Origin of the sequence: Acidovorax delafieldii 2AN, from assembly GCF_000175235.1 — a bacterium.
In the GTDB taxonomy this organism is placed as follows: domain Bacteria; phylum Pseudomonadota; class Gammaproteobacteria; order Burkholderiales; family Burkholderiaceae_C; genus Acidovorax; species Acidovorax delafieldii_B.
The window spans coordinates 1-14,873 of the sequence record NZ_ACQT01000085.1 but is presented as its reverse complement, the minus strand read 5'-3'; the positions used below and the strand labels follow the sequence as shown (position 1 = coordinate 14,873).

Here is a 14,873-nt window from a genome sequence, read left to right as displayed (position 1 = left end):
GGTGCGCGATGGTCTGGGGCAGCACGGCCTGCACGTCGTCGGGCGCCACGTAGTCGCGGCCGCTGATCAAGGCCTGCGCCTTGGCGGCGCGCACCAGCGCAATGCCCGCGCGGGGAGACAGACCCTGCAGAAACCAGCGGCCCGAGCGGGTGGCCGCAATCAGGTCCTGCACGTAGTTGAGCAGTGGTTCGGCCGTGTGAACGGCCAGTACCTGCTGCTGCAGCTGTGCCAGCTCACCTTGCGACAGCAGGGGCAGCATGCCGTCCACCATGTCGCGCCGGTCGCTGCCGGCCAGCAGCAGGCGTTCGGCTGCGCGGTCGGGGTAGCCGATGGAGATGCGCATCAGGAAGCGGTCAAGCTGCGATTCGGGCAGCGCGAAGGTGCCGAGCTGGTCGTGCGGGTTCTGCGTGGCGATCACGAAGAAGGGGTGGGGCAGCGCGCGTGTCTCGCCCTCCACGGACACCTGCTTTTCTTCCATGGCCTCAAGCAGGGCGCTTTGGGTCTTGGGGCTGGCGCGGTTGATTTCGTCGGCCAGCAGCACCTGTGCAAACACCGGGCCGGGATGGAACACGAACGCTTCCTTGCCGCGCTCGTACACCGATACACCCGTGAGGTCGCTGGGCATGAGGTCGGCCGTGAACTGCACGCGCGAAAACTGCAGCCCGAAGGTGCGCGCCAGCGCGTGGGCCAGCGTGGTCTTGCCCACGCCAGGCACGTCCTCGATGAGCAAATGCCCGCCCGCCAGCAGGCAGGCGACGCAGTCCTGTACCTGCGCGCTTTTGCCCACAATCACCGTGTTAAGCTGATCCAGAAGAGATGTGATTTTTTGCTGTGCATGCATGGCATCACGTTATCCGAAAATAAGAGACACGGGGATTTCACAGTGAGCAAGACGGGCTATTTCACCCATCCAGACTGCCGAAAGCACGAAATGGGGCCAGGGCATCCTGAATGCCCCGAACGTCTAGACGCCATCGAGGATCGGCTGCTGATCACGGGCGTGTCCGACGCCCTGGAGCACTACGAAGCCCCCGAGGCCTCGCTGGCCGACATCGAGCTGGCGCACGACAGGCTCCACGTGGCGGCCATGCGGGGCATGTCGGACCGGCTCAATGAAGAACTGCTGGCGGGCGGGCCCACCTATTCGCAGCTCGACACCGACACCTCGATCAACGCGCACACCTGGAAGGCGGCGCTGCGCGCGGCCGGCGCGGCGCTGGCGGCCACCGATGCGGTGATGGCCGGCGAAATCTCCAACGCCTTCTGCGCGGTGCGCCCGCCGGGGCACCACGCCTGCCGCGACAAGGCCATGGGGTTCTGCTTTTTCAACAATGTGGCGGTGGCCGCCAAATACGCGCTGCAGCGCTACAACCTGCAGCGTGTGGCGGTGGTCGATTTCGACGTGCACCATGGCAACGGCACCGAGGACATCCTGGCCAATGACCCGCGTGCGCTGATGGTCGGCATCTTCCAGCACCCGTTCTATCCCTACAGCGGCGACCACGATCCGGCCCCCAACATGGTGAACGTGCCGGTGCCGGCCTACACGCGCGGCATGGACATCCGCGAGATCATTGAGATGATGTGGATACCGCGCCTCGAAGCCTTCAAGCCCGAGATGATCTTCGTGAGCGCGGGCTTCGACGGCCACCGCGAGGATGACATGGGCCAGCTCGGCCTGACGGAAGCGGATTACACCTGGATCACCCACCGCGTCATGGACATCGCCCGACGCTACGCCAAGGGCCGCATCGTTTCGTGCCTGGAGGGTGGCTACGTGATGGGCCCGCTGGCGCGCAGCGTGGAGGCCCACGTGCGTGCGCTGGCGGACTTGTGAACATCTCCCTGAGCCGCTGCGCGGCTTCACCCTTCTCTCGCTTCGCTGCGCGATGCGTGAAGGGGGACGCAGCCAGCGTGGCGGCGTCCGTGCGCGGCGTCCGCTAATCCGGTGCACGCCAGTTTTAACCGTCGCGCTCCATACAGTGCAGCAAGGCAACTGACATGACGATTTCGAATTCCAACGGGCTACTGCAGGCCACGCGCGACGCGCGCGGCGTGGTGACGCTCACTTTGAACGACCCCGCCCGCTTCAATGCGCTGGGTTCCGAGATGCTCACCGCGTTGCAGCAGGCGCTGGACGCGGTGGCCCGGGATGAAGATGCCCGCGTGGTGGTGCTTGCGGCCGAGGGCAAGGCGTTTTGCGCCGGCCACAACCTCAAGGACATGGCGGCCCACCCCGATCTGGCGTGGTACCAGCAGTTGTTTGCCCAGTGCAGCCGCATGATGCTGAGCATCCACAAGCTGCCGGTGCCGGTGATTGCGCGGGTGCAGGGCATGGCCACCGCGGCCGGCTGTCAGCTGGTGGCGCAGTGCGACCTGGCCGTAGCGGCCGACACCGCCAGCTTTGCCACCAGCGGTATCCACTACGGCCTTTTCTGCGCCACGCCCAGCGTCCCGCTGGTGCGCAACGTGCCGGCCAAACGCGCCATGGAGATGCTGCTCACCGGCGATTTCATCGACGCGCCCACCGCGCTGGCGCAAGGCCTGGTGAACCGCGTGGTGGCCCCCGAGGCGCTGGATGCCGAGGTTGAAAAACTGGTGCAATCGATTGTGCAGAAACCCCGTGTGGCCGTGGCCATGGGCAAGGCGCTGGTCTACCAGCAGCGCGAACTGGGCCTGGATGCGGCCTACCAGCTGGCCGGTCAGACCATGGCCGCCAACATGATGGACGCCGCCGCGCAGGAAGGGGCGAGGGCATTTGCCGAGAAGCGTTCACCGGCATGGAAGGCCTGATGTCCACACGGTCTGAGTTGCCGATGTTTGATGACGTCGGGCAGTGGTTGCGGGCGTTTGCACAGCCCACGGTGTTGCTCGAGATCGCCGCGTTGGCGGTGTGCGTCGCCTTGGCATGGCTCATGGTGTCGGCATTGCGGCGCACGCTGCGGCGCAATGAGCCGCGCTCGATCCTGTTTGGCCGCAGGGTGATCGACGGCGTGCTGTTTCCCCTCACCCTGCTGGGGTTGGGCTATGTGGCGCGATCGCTGCTGGCGCAGTGGGTGCCACTGGCGGCATTCAAGGTGGTGATCCCGGTGTTGATATCGCTGGTGGTGATCCGCGTGGGCGTCAAGGTGCTGCAGGCGGCGTTTCCGCAGTCCGCGTGGGTGCGGCCCATCGAACGCAGCATTTCATGGGTGGCCTGGCTGGGAATGGTGCTGTGGGTGACGGGGCTCTTGCCTCTGATACTGCAGCAACTGGAAGGGATCACCTGGAAGGTGGGGTCCACCACGCTGTCGGTGCGCACCATGATCGAAGGTTTCGTCACCGCCTGCGCCGTGCTGATCGTGACCCTGTGGATATCGTCGGCCATCGAGTCGCGCCTGCTGCGTTCGGTCACCGGCAGCGAACTCTCGGTACGCAAGGCACTGAGCAACGCCGCGCGCGCGCTGTTGATGTTCGTGGGCCTGATCATGGCGCTGTCCGCCGTGGGCATCGACCTGACGGCCCTGTCGGTGCTGGGCGGTGCCGTGGGCGTGGGCATCGGTTTTGGCCTGCAGAAGCTGGCGGCCAATTACGTGAGCGGTTTCGTGATTCTGGCCGAGCGCAGCGTGCGCATTGGCGACAACGTGCGGGTGGACAGCTTCGAGGGGCGCATCACCGACATCACCGGGCGCTACACGGTCATTCGCTCGGGCGTGGGGCGCGAGTCCATCGTGCCCAACGAGATGCTGATCACCCAGCGGGTCGAGAACCTGTCGCTGGCCGATCCACGGGTGTGGATGTCCACCGTGGTCAGCGTGGGTTACGACAGCGATGTCGACCTGGTCATGCGCCTGCTGGCCGACGCTGCCCTTGTCAACCCGCGCGTGCTGCGCGACCCGGCGCCCGCGGTGGCACTGTCCGCCTTTGGCGCCGATGGGCTGGAGTTCACCGTGGGGTTCTGGATCACCGACCCGGAAAATGGGTCGCTCGGGCTGCGTTCGGACATCAATCTCGCGATACTCGCGGCGCTGCGTGCGCACAAGATCGATATTCCCTATCCGCAGCGTGTCGTGCATCTGAAGCCGCAGGAATGGCCCTCGCAGCCGCCCGCGCGCCCCACCCCCGTGGCCTGAGATGGTGGCCCCCGGCGTGCCGATCGCCGCAAGGCCGATGGCTCCGTGGCGACAGGGGTGTCGGCACCAGGGGCGAAGCAGTGGCCTATAATTCGCAAAAAGCACGATCGTTCTTTTTTGTATTCCCCCTTTTTGCACCGCTGCGCGCAAGGTTTGCGTTGCAGTGCGGCATAAAATGTTTCAGTTTACGTAAACGTCAATTCAATCAACTCGAGGAGCCGCAGCAATGAAGGTCTTGGTCCCTGTCAAACGCGTGGTGGACTACAACGTGAAAGTCCGCGTGAAAACGGACGGCAGCGGTGTGGACATCGCCAACGTGAAGATGAGCATGAACCCCTTTGACGAAATCGCCGTTGAAGAGGCCGTGCGCCTGAAAGAAAAAGGCCTGGTGAGCGAAGTGATCGCCGTCAGCTGCGGCGTGGCCCAGTGCCAGGAAACCCTGCGCACCGCCATGGCCATCGGCGCCGACCGCGCCATCCTGGTGGAGACCGACGCAGAGCTGCAGCCCCTGGCCGTGGCCAAGCTCCTGAAGGCCCTGGTGGACAAGGAACAACCTGGCCTCATCATCCTGGGCAAACAAGCCATCGACGACGACGCCAACCAGACCGGCCAGATGCTCGCCGCCCTGGCCGACCTGCCCCAAGCGACGTTTGCCAGCAAAGTGGAACTGACGGCTGACAAAGTCAGCGTCACCCGCGAAATCGACGGCGGCCTGGAAACCCTGGCATTGAGCCTGCCCGCCGTCATCACCACCGACCTGCGCCTGAACGAGCCCCGCTACGTCACCTTGCCCAACATCATGAAGGCCAAGAAAAAGCAGCTCGACACCCTGAAGCCCGAAGACCTCGGTGTCGATGTGGCCCCGCGCCTCAAGACCCTCAAAGTGAGCGAGCCGCCCAAGCGCGGCGCCGGCGTCAAGGTGGCCGACATCGCCGCCCTGGTCGACAAACTCAAGAACGAAGCAAAGGTGATCTAAATGTCGGTACTCGTTATTGCTGAACACGACAACGCGTCCATCAAGGGCGCCACGCTGAACACCGTCACGGCCGCTGTGGCTTGCGGCGGCGACGTGCACGTGCTCGTCGCTGGCCACAACGCAGGCGCTGCAGCCGCTGCAGCAGCCCAGATCGCCGGCGTCGCCAAAGTCCTCCACGCCGACGCCCCCGGCCTGGAACACGGCCTCGCTGAAAACGTCGCCGCACAAGTCCTGGCCATCGCATCGAACTACAGCCACATCCTCTTTCCCGCCACCGCCGGCGGCAAGAACGTGGCCCCCCGCGTGGCTGCCAAGCTCGACGTCGCCCAGATCAGCGACATCACCAAAGTGATCGCAGCCGACACCTTCGAGCGCCCCATCTACGCCGGCAACGCCATCGCCACCGTGCAAAGCGCAGACAGCGTCAAGATCATCACCGTGCGCACCACCGGCTTTGACGCCGCAGCTGCCACCGGTGGCAGCGCAGCCGTCGAAACCGCCGCCGCCACGGCAGATGCTGGCAAGAGCAGCTTCGTGGGCAGCGAAATCGCCAAGAGCGACCGGCCCGAACTCACCGCCGCCAAGATCATCGTCTCGGGCGGCCGGGCGCTGGGCAGCAAGGAAAAGTTCGACGAAGTCATGACCCCGCTGGCCGACAAGCTGGGCGCGGCCATTGGCGCCAGCCGGGCGGCGGTGGACGCGGGCTACGCCCCCAACGACCTGCAGGTGGGGCAGACGGGCAAGATCGTGGCGCCGCAGCTGTACGTGGCCGCCGGCATCTCGGGTGCCATCCAGCACCTGGCGGGGATGAAGGACTCCAAGGTGATCGTGGCGATCAACAAGGACCCTGAAGCCCCGATCTTCAGCGTGGCCGACTATGGCCTGGAGGCCGACCTGTTCACGGCCGTGCCCGAACTGGTCAAGGCGCTGTAACGCGGATTCGCTTCAACCGGCCAACGTTGCAGGTTCGCCTTGCCGCCTGGTTATCCGGTTGAACGCAAACCCGTATGAAGAACGCCACTTTGGACACAAAGGCATCGCTTGCGATGCCTTTTTTTTGACATTGCTTTCCCCCGGAGAACCCCATGAGCTATACCGCCCCCGTCAAGGACATGCTGTTCGACATGCAGCACCTGGCCAACATTGAACAGATCGCCCAGATCCCAGGCTTTGAAGACGCAGGCCTGGACACGGCCGCTGCCGTGCTGGAAGAGTGCGCCAAGTTCAACGAAGGGGTGCTGGCCCCGCTCAACTTCGAGGGCGACAAGAACCCGTCGAGCTGGAAAGATGGCGTGGTCACTACCACCCCCGGCTTCAAGGAGGCCTTCCGCCAGTACGCCGACGGCGGCTGGCAGGGCCTGCAGCACCCGGCCGACTTCGGCGGCCAGGGCCTGCCCAAGACCATTGGCGCGGCCTGCATCGAGATGACCAACAGCGCCAACATGAGCTTTGCGCTGTGCCCGCTGTTGACCGACGGCGCCATTGAGGCATTGCTCACGGCGGGCAGCGATGAGCTGAAGGCCACGTACCTGGAAAAGCTGGTGACGGGCCAATGGACCGGCACCATGAACCTGACCGAACCCCAAGCAGGATCGGACCTGGCCCTGGTGCGCACGCGCGCTGAACCCCAGCCCGATGGCACGTACAAAATCTTCGGCACCAAGATATTCATCACCTACGGTGAGCACGACATGGCCGAGAACATCGTGCACCTGGTGCTGGCCCGCGTGCAGGGCGCGCCCGAGGGCGTGAAGGGCATCAGCCTGTTCGTCGTGCCCAAGTTCCTGGTGAACAAGGACGGGTCTTTGGGCGCGCGCAACGATGCGCACTGCGTGAGCATCGAGCACAAGCTGGGCATCAAGGCATCGCCCACGGCGGTGCTGCAGTTTGGCGACCACGGCGGCGCGGTGGGCTACTTGGTGGGCCAGGAGAACCGGGGCCTGGAGTACATGTTCATCATGATGAACGCGGCGCGCTACGCCGTGGGCATGCAGGGCATCGCGATCTCAGAGCGCGCCTACCAGAAGGCCGTGCAGTACGCGAAGGACCGCGTGCAAAGCCGCCCGGTGGATGGCAGCATCAACGCCAGCGCCGCCATCATTCACCACCCCGACGTCAAGCGCATGCTCATGACCATGCGCGCCACCGTAGAAGGCTGCCGCGCCATGGCGACGGTGGCGGCTGCTGCGTTCGATGCCGCCCACCACCACCCCGATGCCGACACGCGCAAGCAGAACCAGGCGTTCTACGAATTCATGGTGCCGCTGGTCAAGGGCTACAGCACCGAAACCAGCCTGGAAGTCACCAGCCTGGGCGTGCAGGTGCATGGCGGCATGGGCTTCATTGAAGAAACCGGCGCGGCCCAGTACTACCGCGACGCCAAGATCCTGACCATCTACGAAGGCACCACGGCCATTCAGGCCAACGACCTCGTGGGCCGCAAGACGGCGCGCGACGGTGGCCAGGTGGCCAAGGGTATTGCGGCGCAGATCGAAAAGACTGAAGGCGAACTGCTGGCCAGCGGCACCCCGGCCGCGCTGGCCGTGGCCAAGCGCCTCACGGCCGCACGCAAGGCGCTGCTGGACGTGATCGACTTTGTGGCGGGTGGCACCAAGGCCCAGCCCAACGCCGTGTTTGCGGGCAGCGTGCCCTACCTGATGCTGGCGGGCAATGTGGTGGCGGGCTGGCAGCTGGCGCGCAGCCTGCTGGTGGCGCAAGACCTGTTGCACAAGGGACAGGACCAGGCCTTCATGCGCGCAAAAATCACCACGGCCCAGTTCTATGCCGACCACATCCTGGTAAAGGCCCCGGGCCTGCGCGACAGCATCGTGGAAGGCGCTGCCAGTGTGACCGAGCTGGCGCTGGAAGCGTTCTGAGAGCGATCGCTGTTCCTTGAGGAGTGAGACAAGGCCTGCGCAGCGCGCAGGCTTTTGCTGTAAAAATAGTAGCTATTGGCGCCGGTGGAATAAGCGCTAGAGGGCTATTTCAATCAAAACCTGTATCTGGAAGCCGTTGCCATGTCCACATTGCCACCCGTATTGCAGAACCTGTCGCTGCCCGTCATTGGTTCGCCGCTGTTCATCATCAGCAACCCCAAGCTCGTGATCGAGCAGTGCAAGGCCGGCGTGGTGGGCTCGATGCCTGCGCTCAATGCGCGCCCGGCCGAGCTGCTGGACGAATGGCTGGCCGAAATCACCGAAACGCTGGCCGCCTACAACAAGGCCCACCCCGACAAGCCCGCCGCGCCCTTTGCCATCAACCAGATCGTGCACAAGAGCAATGACCGGTTGGAACACGACATGCAGGTGTGCGCCAAGTACAAGGTGCCCATCATCATCACGTCCCTGGGCGCGCGCGAGGACGTGAACCAAGCCGTGCACGCCTGGGGCGGCGTGGTGTTGCACGACATCATCAACAACAAATTTGCCCACAAGGCGATCGAAAAGGGCGCGGACGGCCTGATCGCCGTGGCCGCGGGCGCCGGCGGCCACGCGGGCACCAAGAGCCCGTTCGCGCTGATCCAGGAAATCCGCCAGTGGTTCGACGGCCCGCTGGCGCTGTCGGGCTCCATCGCCTCGGGCGGCGCCATCCTGGCCGCACAGGCCTGTGGGGCGGACTTTGCCTACATCGGCTCGGCCTTCATCGCCACGCAGGAGGCGCGAGCTTCGGACGCCTACAAGCAGGCCATCGTGGAGGGCAGCTCGGACGACATCGTCTACAGCAACCTGTTCACTGGCGTGCACGGCAACTACCTGGCGCCATCGATCCGCGCAGCGGGCATGGACCCGGACAAGCTGCCCGAATCCGACCCGAGCAAGATGAACTTCGGCGGGGACGCCAAGAAGGCGTGGAAGGATATCTGGGGCTGCGGGCAGGGCATCGGTGCCATCAATACCGTTGCCAGCACGGCCGACCTGGTGGCCCGGCTGCGTGGCGAATACGAGGCGGCGCGGGCGCGACTGAAGTTGTAGATTGGGGTGTTTTTGGCCTCTGGCGCTTGTGCATCAAGCGTCAAATGCTATTGTTTTTGGGGATAGCTGGCATTGCCGGCAGAAGGGTGGCGTCAAGACCAGGCGGTAGAGCGGCTGCGAATTCGGGGGCTGACGCGGCCGGCCATTCAACCGCCATTGGCCTCTGTGGCAGGCGTGGCATGCTCCCCCATCGGGCATGAACCAGCGTCACTCAGACATCAGCGGTGCGCCGGGGCCGCTCCCCGGGGGGCGCCGGCTGCGCAAGTGCACTCCGAATGGGAGAGGGGCCGGGCGTTCGATGACGGGCTGGCACCGGGGGTACGTAGCGCACCACGCGCGGCAGGGCCTCGTTTTCACAACCCGTAAGTCAATTCGCGCGCCTTGCCCCAGAACACGCGGTACATGAAGATGGTGTACAGGATGATCGCCGGCAGCGTGATCGCCACGCCCACGCCAATTACCATCAGCGACTCGGTGGCACTGGCGGCATCCCATACGGTCAGGCGGTCGATCACGATGTAGGGGTAGATGCTGTACGCCAGTCCGAAGAAGGCCAGCACGAAGATCAGCACCGTGGCGGCAAACACGATCCAGCCATAGCCCGCCTGCACGATGCGCGGCGTGGCCAGCACGTGGCGAATGGCGAAGAAGGCGGCCACGCAGGCCAGCGGAATGGGCAGCAGGGCAAACAGCTCGGGCAGCACAAACCATTTGGCGAACACCGTGCGGCTGATCAGCGGCGTGGCCAGCGAGATCCCCATGAGTGCAAAGCCCATGGGCCACAGGGCGCCCTGGCCCCAGCGCGTGGCCTTGCGCTGCAGGTCGCCGTCGGTTTTCATGATGAGCCAGCCCACGCCCAGCATGGCGTAGGCAGCGGGCAGGGTGAGTGCGATGCCCGTGGAAAACATCAGCGCCCACGGGTCGTGCGCAAAGCCCGTCACGTAGGCCCCCAGCATCCAGCCCTGCGCCAGCGTGGTGACCAGCGAGCCCGCAGCGAAGATGCGGTTCCAGGTGGCCTTGTGGGCATCGCGGGCCTTCACGCGAAAGTCGAACGCCACGCCGCGCAGCACCAGGCCCAGCAGCATCACCGCCACGGGCAGGTAAAGGGCCGATAGCACGAGGCCGTGCGCCATCGGAAAGCAGATCAGCAGCACGCCAATGCCCAGCACCAGCCAGGTTTCGTTGGCATCCCAGAAGGGGCCGATGCTGGACACCATCACGTCCTTTTCTGCATCGGAGGCGAAGGGCAGCAACATGCCCACGCCGAGGTCGTAGCCGTCCAGAATCACATAAGCCAGCAGTGCCAGGCCCATCACAGCCATGAAGATCAGGGGCAGGGCCGTGGCCCAGGTCAGCGTTTCCATGGGGGGCTCCTCAGAGGGCTTGCGGGGCTGCGGGGGACGCGGCGGCGGTGGGCATGGCCGAGTGCTCGGCCATGTACTTGATCACGCCCACGTAGGCTGCCAGCAGCAGCACGTACACCGAGAGGTAGGCGGCAAGCGTGCCGGCCACCATGGCAGGAGCGTGGGGTGCCACGGCGTCGGCAGTGCGGAACAGGCCGTAGACCAGGTAGGGCTGGCGTCCGATCTCGGTCACGTACCAGCCGGCCAGCGTGGCCACCCAGCCCGAGAACGTCATGCCCACCAGCGTGAGCAGCAGGGGGCGGGGCAGGGTGGCAGGGTCCCGCAGGCGGCGGCGGTAGAGCACGAAGGCAGCCACCCAGGCGACGGCCAGCATCAGCAGGCCCAGCCCCACCATCACGCGAAAGCCCCAGAACACGGGCGCCACGGGCGGGTGCGCGTCGGGAAATTCGTTCAGGCCCTTGAGCTCGGCTTCGGCATCGTGCGCCAGGATCAGGCTGGCGGCCTTGGGGATCTGCAGGGCGAAGTCGGTGCGGCCTTCCTTCTCGTTGGGCCAGCCGAACAGCGTGAGGGGCGCGCCCTTTTCGGTGTGCCAGATGCCCTCGATGGCGGCGATCTTGGCGGGCTGGTGTTCCAGGGTGTTCAGGCCGTGCAGGTCGCCCATGAAGATCTGCAGCGGTATCGCGATGGCCACGGCCGGGATGGCGGTGCGCAGCGCCTTGCGCGTGCCTTCGGTGGCCGTGCCCTTGATGAGCTGCCAGGCACTCACCCCCGCGATCAGGAAGCCCGCCGTGAGGGCCGAGGCCAGCAGCTTGTGGCCCAGCCGGTAGGGAAACGAAGGGTTGAACACGATGGCCAGCCAGTCGACCGCGTGGAACTGGCCGTCGATGATTTCATAGCCGGCGGGCGTCTGCATCCACGAGTTCAGGCTCAGGATCCAGAAGGCCGACAGGGTGGTGCCGAAAGCCACCATCAGCGTGGCGACCAGGTGCATGCGCTCCGACACGCGGCTGCGGCCGAACAGCATGATGCCCAGGAAGGTGGCTTCCAGAAAGAACGCGGTCAGCACTTCGTAACCCAGCAGGGGCCCCGCGATGTTGCCGGCGTGCCGCATGAAGCCTGGCCAGTTGGTGCCGAACTGGAAGCTCATGGTGATGCCCGATACCACGCCCATGGCGAAGGTCAGCGCGAACACCTTGGTCCAGAAGTAATAGGCCTGTTCCCAGCCCGCCGCCGCGGGGGTGCCGCGCGTTGCGCCGTGGCGCAGCCGAAAGAACACCAGGAACCAGCACAGCGCGATCGTGATGGTGGGAAACAGGATGTGGAAACTGATATTGGCCGCGAATTGCAGCCGCGACAGCATGAAGGCGTCCATCGTCAAACTCCCTTGTCCTTTGCGCTGCCGGCCTTGCCGGTCAGCCGGTCCTTGAACTCGAGCACGCGGGTGACGGCCGTGCCCATGCCCATGAGCTGCATCGCCGTTTCGGGGGCGAGCCGCTGCACATCGTCAAACCAGGTCATGAGCCGGTCGATGAGCTCGTGCATTTCGCGCATGCGCTCCTGGGCATGGCGCTCTTCATCCGAGCCGGGTTCTTCGAGCAGGGCCATGCGCAGCATCGACAGCGTGGGCTCGATCTCGCGGCGGCGGCGTTCCTCGGCCAGCACGCGAAAGATCTCCCATACATCCTTGGGCGCCTCGAAGTACTCGCGCCGATCGCCCGGCTGGTGGCTGAGCTTCACGAGGCGCCAGGCCTGCAGTTCCTTGAGCCCCATGCTGACGTTGGAGCGAGAGAATTCCAGCGCCTCTGCCATCTCGTCGGCATTGAGCGGGCGGGGCGAGAGAAAGATCAGGGCATAGATCTGGCCCACCGTGCGGTTGATGCCCCAGCGGCTGCCCATTTCGCCGAAATGCGCCACGAACTGGCGGTTCAGAGGAGGTAAATGATTGACATAGGTCATGGAAACGCATTGTGCCTGTAATTTCTTGAATTTTCAGTAATTACTGAAAATTCAAGAAACAAGCTGTCCATTTGGGTTGAGCAAGCCTCGCCGCCAATCTATCGGGTCCAGTTGCCGCCGTTCGCCGCGGACGCCTGGAACGGGCCGTCGTGCGCGCGCCAGCAAGAATTTGTTTGACGGAGGACAATAGAGGGTTTTGGTGGCCCCGCCTTGCGGAGCATTCCACTCCCGATTCTTACCGCCGATGACATCTCCTCAATCCCGCACACCCCTGATCGACATGGTCAAGGGTGTGGCCTGCGCCACCATCGTGTGGCACCACCTCGCGTTCTATGGCCCCATGTCGGACATCGCCCATCCCCTGGCGCCGGACTTGATGTCCTGGCTCTACGAGTACGGGCGCATGGCTGTGCAGGTGTTCCTGGTGCTGGGGGGGTACTTGGCGGCGGGTAGCCTGGCGCCGCAGGGCGTGGCGCGGTTTGAAAGTGCGAGCCAGCAGATCGCTCGCCGCTTTGTGCGGTTGGTGGTGCCCTATGCCGTGGCGCTGGTGCTGGCCGTCGTGGTGGCCGCGCTGGTGCGCAACTGGACGGACCACCCGTCCGTGCCCGGCGCTCCCGGCCTTGCGCAACTGGTGGCCAACGCGCTGCTGTTGCAGGACATCGTGGGCGAAGAGGCCTTGTCGGCGGGTGTCTGGTACGTGGCCATCGATTTCCAGCTTTTCGTTTGCTCGGTGCTGCTGCTGTCGCTGGTGCGCGCGGTGTCGGGCGGGCGGGTCGCGCCCTACGTGGCTTGGTTGGGGCGTGGGCTTGTGTTGGTGGGCGCTGCCGCATCGCTGCTGGCCTTCAATCGCCAGCCGCAGCTCGACATGTGGGCGCTGTATTTCTTCGGGGCTTACGGGATGGGCATGATGGCCCATTGGGCCGTGCGCGCCCCGCGGGCCGGCGGCTGGGTGGCTGCCATTGCCGCCATGGGCGTGGCCGCGATGGCGCTCGATTTCCGCGGCCGCATCGCGGTGGCCGTGGTGACGGCGCTGGCACTGGTCTGGGCGCTGCGCTCACCCCGGTGGCGGCAGTGGCAGGGCTTTGCACCGGTGGTGCAATTGGGCCAGATGTCGTATTCGGTGTTTCTGGTGCACTTTCCAGTGTGCCTGCTCGTCAATTCGGTGGTCGGCCATGTCTGGCCGCAGTCGCCCGCCGTGAATGCGCTGGGCATGCTGCTGGCCTTCGTGCTTTCGCTGATGGCCGGGCGGCTGCTCTATGAAAGGGTGGAGCGCCATGTGCCGTCCTGGACCACGGCGCTGCGCTGGCAGGCCGGCCTGGTGGGTACGGGCATGCTGGTGGCGGTGACCACCAGCCATTGGGCCTGAGCGCGGGACGCAATCCGCTGGCCGCGCCGGTGGTGCCCTCGCGGCCCGGCGCGTTGGCAATATCAACGCTTCTTCAGGGGGCCGGCGGCTGCCGACGTTTGCGCTGCCGGTCGAGAAACCAGGCCAGGAATGGCAATAGCAGCATCGACCCCGGCACCACCCAGATCACCAGGTAGGGGCTCACGGACGATGCGGCGCGCATCACTTCGCGAAGATGGGCCCGTTCCTGGGCGTCCCAGCAGCCCTGGCGGCGTTGCTGCACCAGCCAGACCACCGAACCCTTCAGTGTGGCCATCTCGCGCTTGAGGCGGCTCTTTTCACGGCTGTTGCCTGCCAGAAAAGAGCAGAACCACTCCGGTGCGCGCTCGATACGGCGCTGGAAGGCGGCGGTCGAGTCGGGGTCGAACACCTCGGCTGGCGGGGCGGCAGTGGGCGGGGGTGGGGCAGTCATGGCGGCCCGATTGTCGCTGCAAGCGATGGGCCGCGCCAGTGCTGGCCGGCTGTCGGGTGGTGCACTGAAGCACCTTCGGCGCCCGCCACGCCATGGAACCAACCGGCAGCAGCCCAGGCCGTCGGCGGGGTGGAGGGCCTCAGGGCAAGGTCAGCGGTGCAGTTCGCCCGCGCTCTCGGGTTGGTAGACGATGGCCTTCACCCGCACCGTCATCGACTTGCCGCCCGGTCCTGGCCATGCCAGTTCGTCACCCACCGACAGGCCCAGCAGTGCGCCGCCCACGGGAGCGAGGATGGAGATGCGGTCGGCGCTGCCATCCATGTCGCGGGGATAGACCAGCGTGAGGCAGAACTCCTTGCCGGTTTCGAGCATCGTGAACTGCACGGTGGAGTTCATGGTGACGACGTTGGGCGGGATCTCCTCGGGCGCCACCACGTCGGCGCGGTCCAGCTCGGCCTGCAGCTCGGCCTTGCCCGGAAAGACGCTGGCCGGCAGAGCAGCCAGCAGGGCCTCAATGCGGTCCAGGTCCAGCGATGACAGGATGATCTGGGGTTTGCGCGCCATGGAATTCCTCGATGTCTGGTTGTAAAGGCCGGGACTGTAGTGGATCGCGAATCTCGCACTGCCCCGCGTGGTCAAAGCGGGCGCTGGCGGTTCCGGCACGGATGTTGGAATAA

The 14,873-nt window shown here is 65.3% G+C and carries 14 protein-coding genes; 8 read left to right on the top strand and 6 right to left on the bottom strand.

Going from position 1 to position 14,873, the window contains the following annotated elements; all coding sequences use genetic code 11:
- The coding region (locus tag ACDELDRAFT_RS12160; RefSeq protein ID WP_005797082.1) for an AAA family ATPase at positions 1-841 on the bottom strand (841 nt) is incomplete at its 3' end.
- Between the two features lie 90 nt (positions 842-931).
- Between ACDELDRAFT_RS12160 and ACDELDRAFT_RS12155 the strand changes: the two genes are divergently transcribed.
- From ACDELDRAFT_RS12155 to ACDELDRAFT_RS12125, 7 genes are all read left to right on the top strand, one after another.
- The gene (locus ACDELDRAFT_RS12155; RefSeq protein WP_005797080.1) at positions 932-1,837 is read left to right on the top strand and encodes a histone deacetylase family protein; all 906 of its coding nucleotides are present in this window, start codon (positions 932-934) and stop codon (positions 1,835-1,837) included.
- A 164-nt stretch (positions 1,838-2,001) separates the two neighbouring features.
- Positions 2,002-2,793: an enoyl-CoA hydratase gene (locus ACDELDRAFT_RS12150; RefSeq protein ID WP_005797077.1), complete on the top strand. Its 792-nt coding sequence runs from the start codon at positions 2,002-2,004 to the stop codon at positions 2,791-2,793.
- Positions 2,793-4,112, top strand: coding sequence for a mechanosensitive ion channel family protein (locus ACDELDRAFT_RS12145; protein ID WP_005797075.1), 1,320 nt, complete (start codon positions 2,793-2,795; stop codon positions 4,110-4,112). Before ACDELDRAFT_RS12150 ends, ACDELDRAFT_RS12145 begins: the two co-directional genes overlap by 1 nt.
- Positions 4,113-4,338: 226 nt before the next feature.
- Complete coding sequence (locus tag ACDELDRAFT_RS12140; RefSeq protein ID WP_005797073.1) at positions 4,339-5,088, top strand: electron transfer flavoprotein subunit beta/FixA family protein; 750 nt, start codon at positions 4,339-4,341, stop codon at positions 5,086-5,088.
- Positions 5,089-6,021, top strand: coding sequence for an electron transfer flavoprotein subunit alpha/FixB family protein (locus ACDELDRAFT_RS12135; RefSeq protein ID WP_005794569.1), 933 nt, complete (start codon positions 5,089-5,091; stop codon positions 6,019-6,021).
- A gap of 152 nt (positions 6,022-6,173) precedes the next feature.
- Positions 6,174-7,964 carry an acyl-CoA dehydrogenase gene (locus ACDELDRAFT_RS12130; RefSeq protein WP_005797071.1) on the top strand — a complete coding sequence of 597 codons (1,791 nt, stop codon included), beginning with the start codon at positions 6,174-6,176 and terminating at the stop codon, positions 7,962-7,964.
- Between the two features lie 141 nt (positions 7,965-8,105).
- Positions 8,106-9,059: an NAD(P)H-dependent flavin oxidoreductase gene (locus ACDELDRAFT_RS12125; RefSeq protein WP_005797069.1), complete on the top strand. Its 954-nt coding sequence runs from the start codon at positions 8,106-8,108 to the stop codon at positions 9,057-9,059.
- Between the two features lie 353 nt (positions 9,060-9,412).
- On the opposite strand, the gene ACDELDRAFT_RS12120 is transcribed toward ACDELDRAFT_RS12125, so the two are convergent.
- The 3 genes from ACDELDRAFT_RS12120 to ACDELDRAFT_RS12110 are packed head-to-tail and all read right to left on the bottom strand — an operon-like array spanning position 9,413 to position 12,379.
- Positions 9,413-10,423 (bottom strand): cytochrome d ubiquinol oxidase subunit II, encoded by a 1,011-nt coding sequence (locus ACDELDRAFT_RS12120; protein ID WP_005797067.1) that lies wholly within the window; start codon positions 10,421-10,423, stop codon positions 9,413-9,415.
- A gap of 10 nt (positions 10,424-10,433) precedes the next feature.
- The gene (locus ACDELDRAFT_RS12115; RefSeq protein ID WP_005797065.1) at positions 10,434-11,795 is read right to left on the bottom strand and encodes a cytochrome ubiquinol oxidase subunit I; all 1,362 of its coding nucleotides are present in this window, start codon (positions 11,793-11,795) and stop codon (positions 10,434-10,436) included.
- A 2-nt stretch (positions 11,796-11,797) separates the two neighbouring features.
- Positions 11,798-12,379, bottom strand: a complete 582-nt coding sequence (locus ACDELDRAFT_RS12110) for a GbsR/MarR family transcriptional regulator (protein WP_005797062.1) — start codon at positions 12,377-12,379, stop codon at positions 11,798-11,800.
- 244 nt (positions 12,380-12,623) lie between these two features.
- Here ACDELDRAFT_RS12110 and ACDELDRAFT_RS12105 point away from each other — a divergent pair, with 244 nt between their 5' ends.
- The gene (locus tag ACDELDRAFT_RS12105; protein ID WP_005797060.1) at positions 12,624-13,745 is read left to right on the top strand and encodes an acyltransferase family protein; all 1,122 of its coding nucleotides are present in this window, start codon (positions 12,624-12,626) and stop codon (positions 13,743-13,745) included.
- Between the two features lie 73 nt (positions 13,746-13,818).
- Here ACDELDRAFT_RS12105 and ACDELDRAFT_RS12100 read toward each other — a convergent pair whose 3' ends face one another.
- Positions 13,819-14,196, bottom strand: a complete 378-nt coding sequence (locus ACDELDRAFT_RS12100) for a hypothetical protein (RefSeq protein WP_005797057.1) — start codon at positions 14,194-14,196, stop codon at positions 13,819-13,821.
- A 150-nt stretch (positions 14,197-14,346) separates the two neighbouring features.
- On the bottom strand, positions 14,347-14,760 hold the full coding sequence (rnk, locus tag ACDELDRAFT_RS12095) for a nucleoside diphosphate kinase regulator (RefSeq protein ID WP_005797055.1): 414 nt from the start codon (positions 14,758-14,760) through the stop codon (positions 14,347-14,349).
- Positions 14,761-14,873 lie beyond the last annotated feature (113 nt).

Excerpts from the sequence above, each read along its gene's own strand:
- ACDELDRAFT_RS12155 (WP_005797080.1), top strand. The coding sequence starts at position 932 with ATGGGGCCAGGGCATCCTGAATGCCCCGAACGTCTAGACGCCATCGAG.
- ACDELDRAFT_RS12150 (WP_005797077.1), top strand. The coding sequence starts at position 2,002 with ATGACGATTTCGAATTCCAACGGGCTACTGCAGGCCACGCGCGACGCG.
- ACDELDRAFT_RS12145 (WP_005797075.1), top strand. The coding sequence starts at position 2,793 with ATGTCCACACGGTCTGAGTTGCCGATGTTTGATGACGTCGGGCAGTGG.
- ACDELDRAFT_RS12140 (WP_005797073.1), top strand. The coding sequence starts at position 4,339 with ATGAAGGTCTTGGTCCCTGTCAAACGCGTGGTGGACTACAACGTGAAA.
- ACDELDRAFT_RS12135 (WP_005794569.1), top strand. The coding sequence starts at position 5,089 with ATGTCGGTACTCGTTATTGCTGAACACGACAACGCGTCCATCAAGGGC.
- ACDELDRAFT_RS12130 (WP_005797071.1), top strand. The coding sequence starts at position 6,174 with ATGAGCTATACCGCCCCCGTCAAGGACATGCTGTTCGACATGCAGCAC.
- ACDELDRAFT_RS12125 (WP_005797069.1), top strand. The coding sequence starts at position 8,106 with ATGTCCACATTGCCACCCGTATTGCAGAACCTGTCGCTGCCCGTCATT.
- ACDELDRAFT_RS12120 (WP_005797067.1), bottom strand. The coding sequence starts at position 10,423 with ATGGAAACGCTGACCTGGGCCACGGCCCTGCCCCTGATCTTCATGGCT.
- ACDELDRAFT_RS12115 (WP_005797065.1), bottom strand. The coding sequence starts at position 11,795 with ATGGACGCCTTCATGCTGTCGCGGCTGCAATTCGCGGCCAATATCAGT.
- ACDELDRAFT_RS12110 (WP_005797062.1), bottom strand. The coding sequence starts at position 12,379 with ATGACCTATGTCAATCATTTACCTCCTCTGAACCGCCAGTTCGTGGCG.
- ACDELDRAFT_RS12105 (WP_005797060.1), top strand. The coding sequence starts at position 12,624 with ATGACATCTCCTCAATCCCGCACACCCCTGATCGACATGGTCAAGGGT.
- ACDELDRAFT_RS12100 (WP_005797057.1), bottom strand. The coding sequence starts at position 14,196 with ATGACTGCCCCACCCCCGCCCACTGCCGCCCCGCCAGCCGAGGTGTTC.
- rnk (WP_005797055.1), bottom strand. The coding sequence starts at position 14,760 with ATGGCGCGCAAACCCCAGATCATCCTGTCATCGCTGGACCTGGACCGC.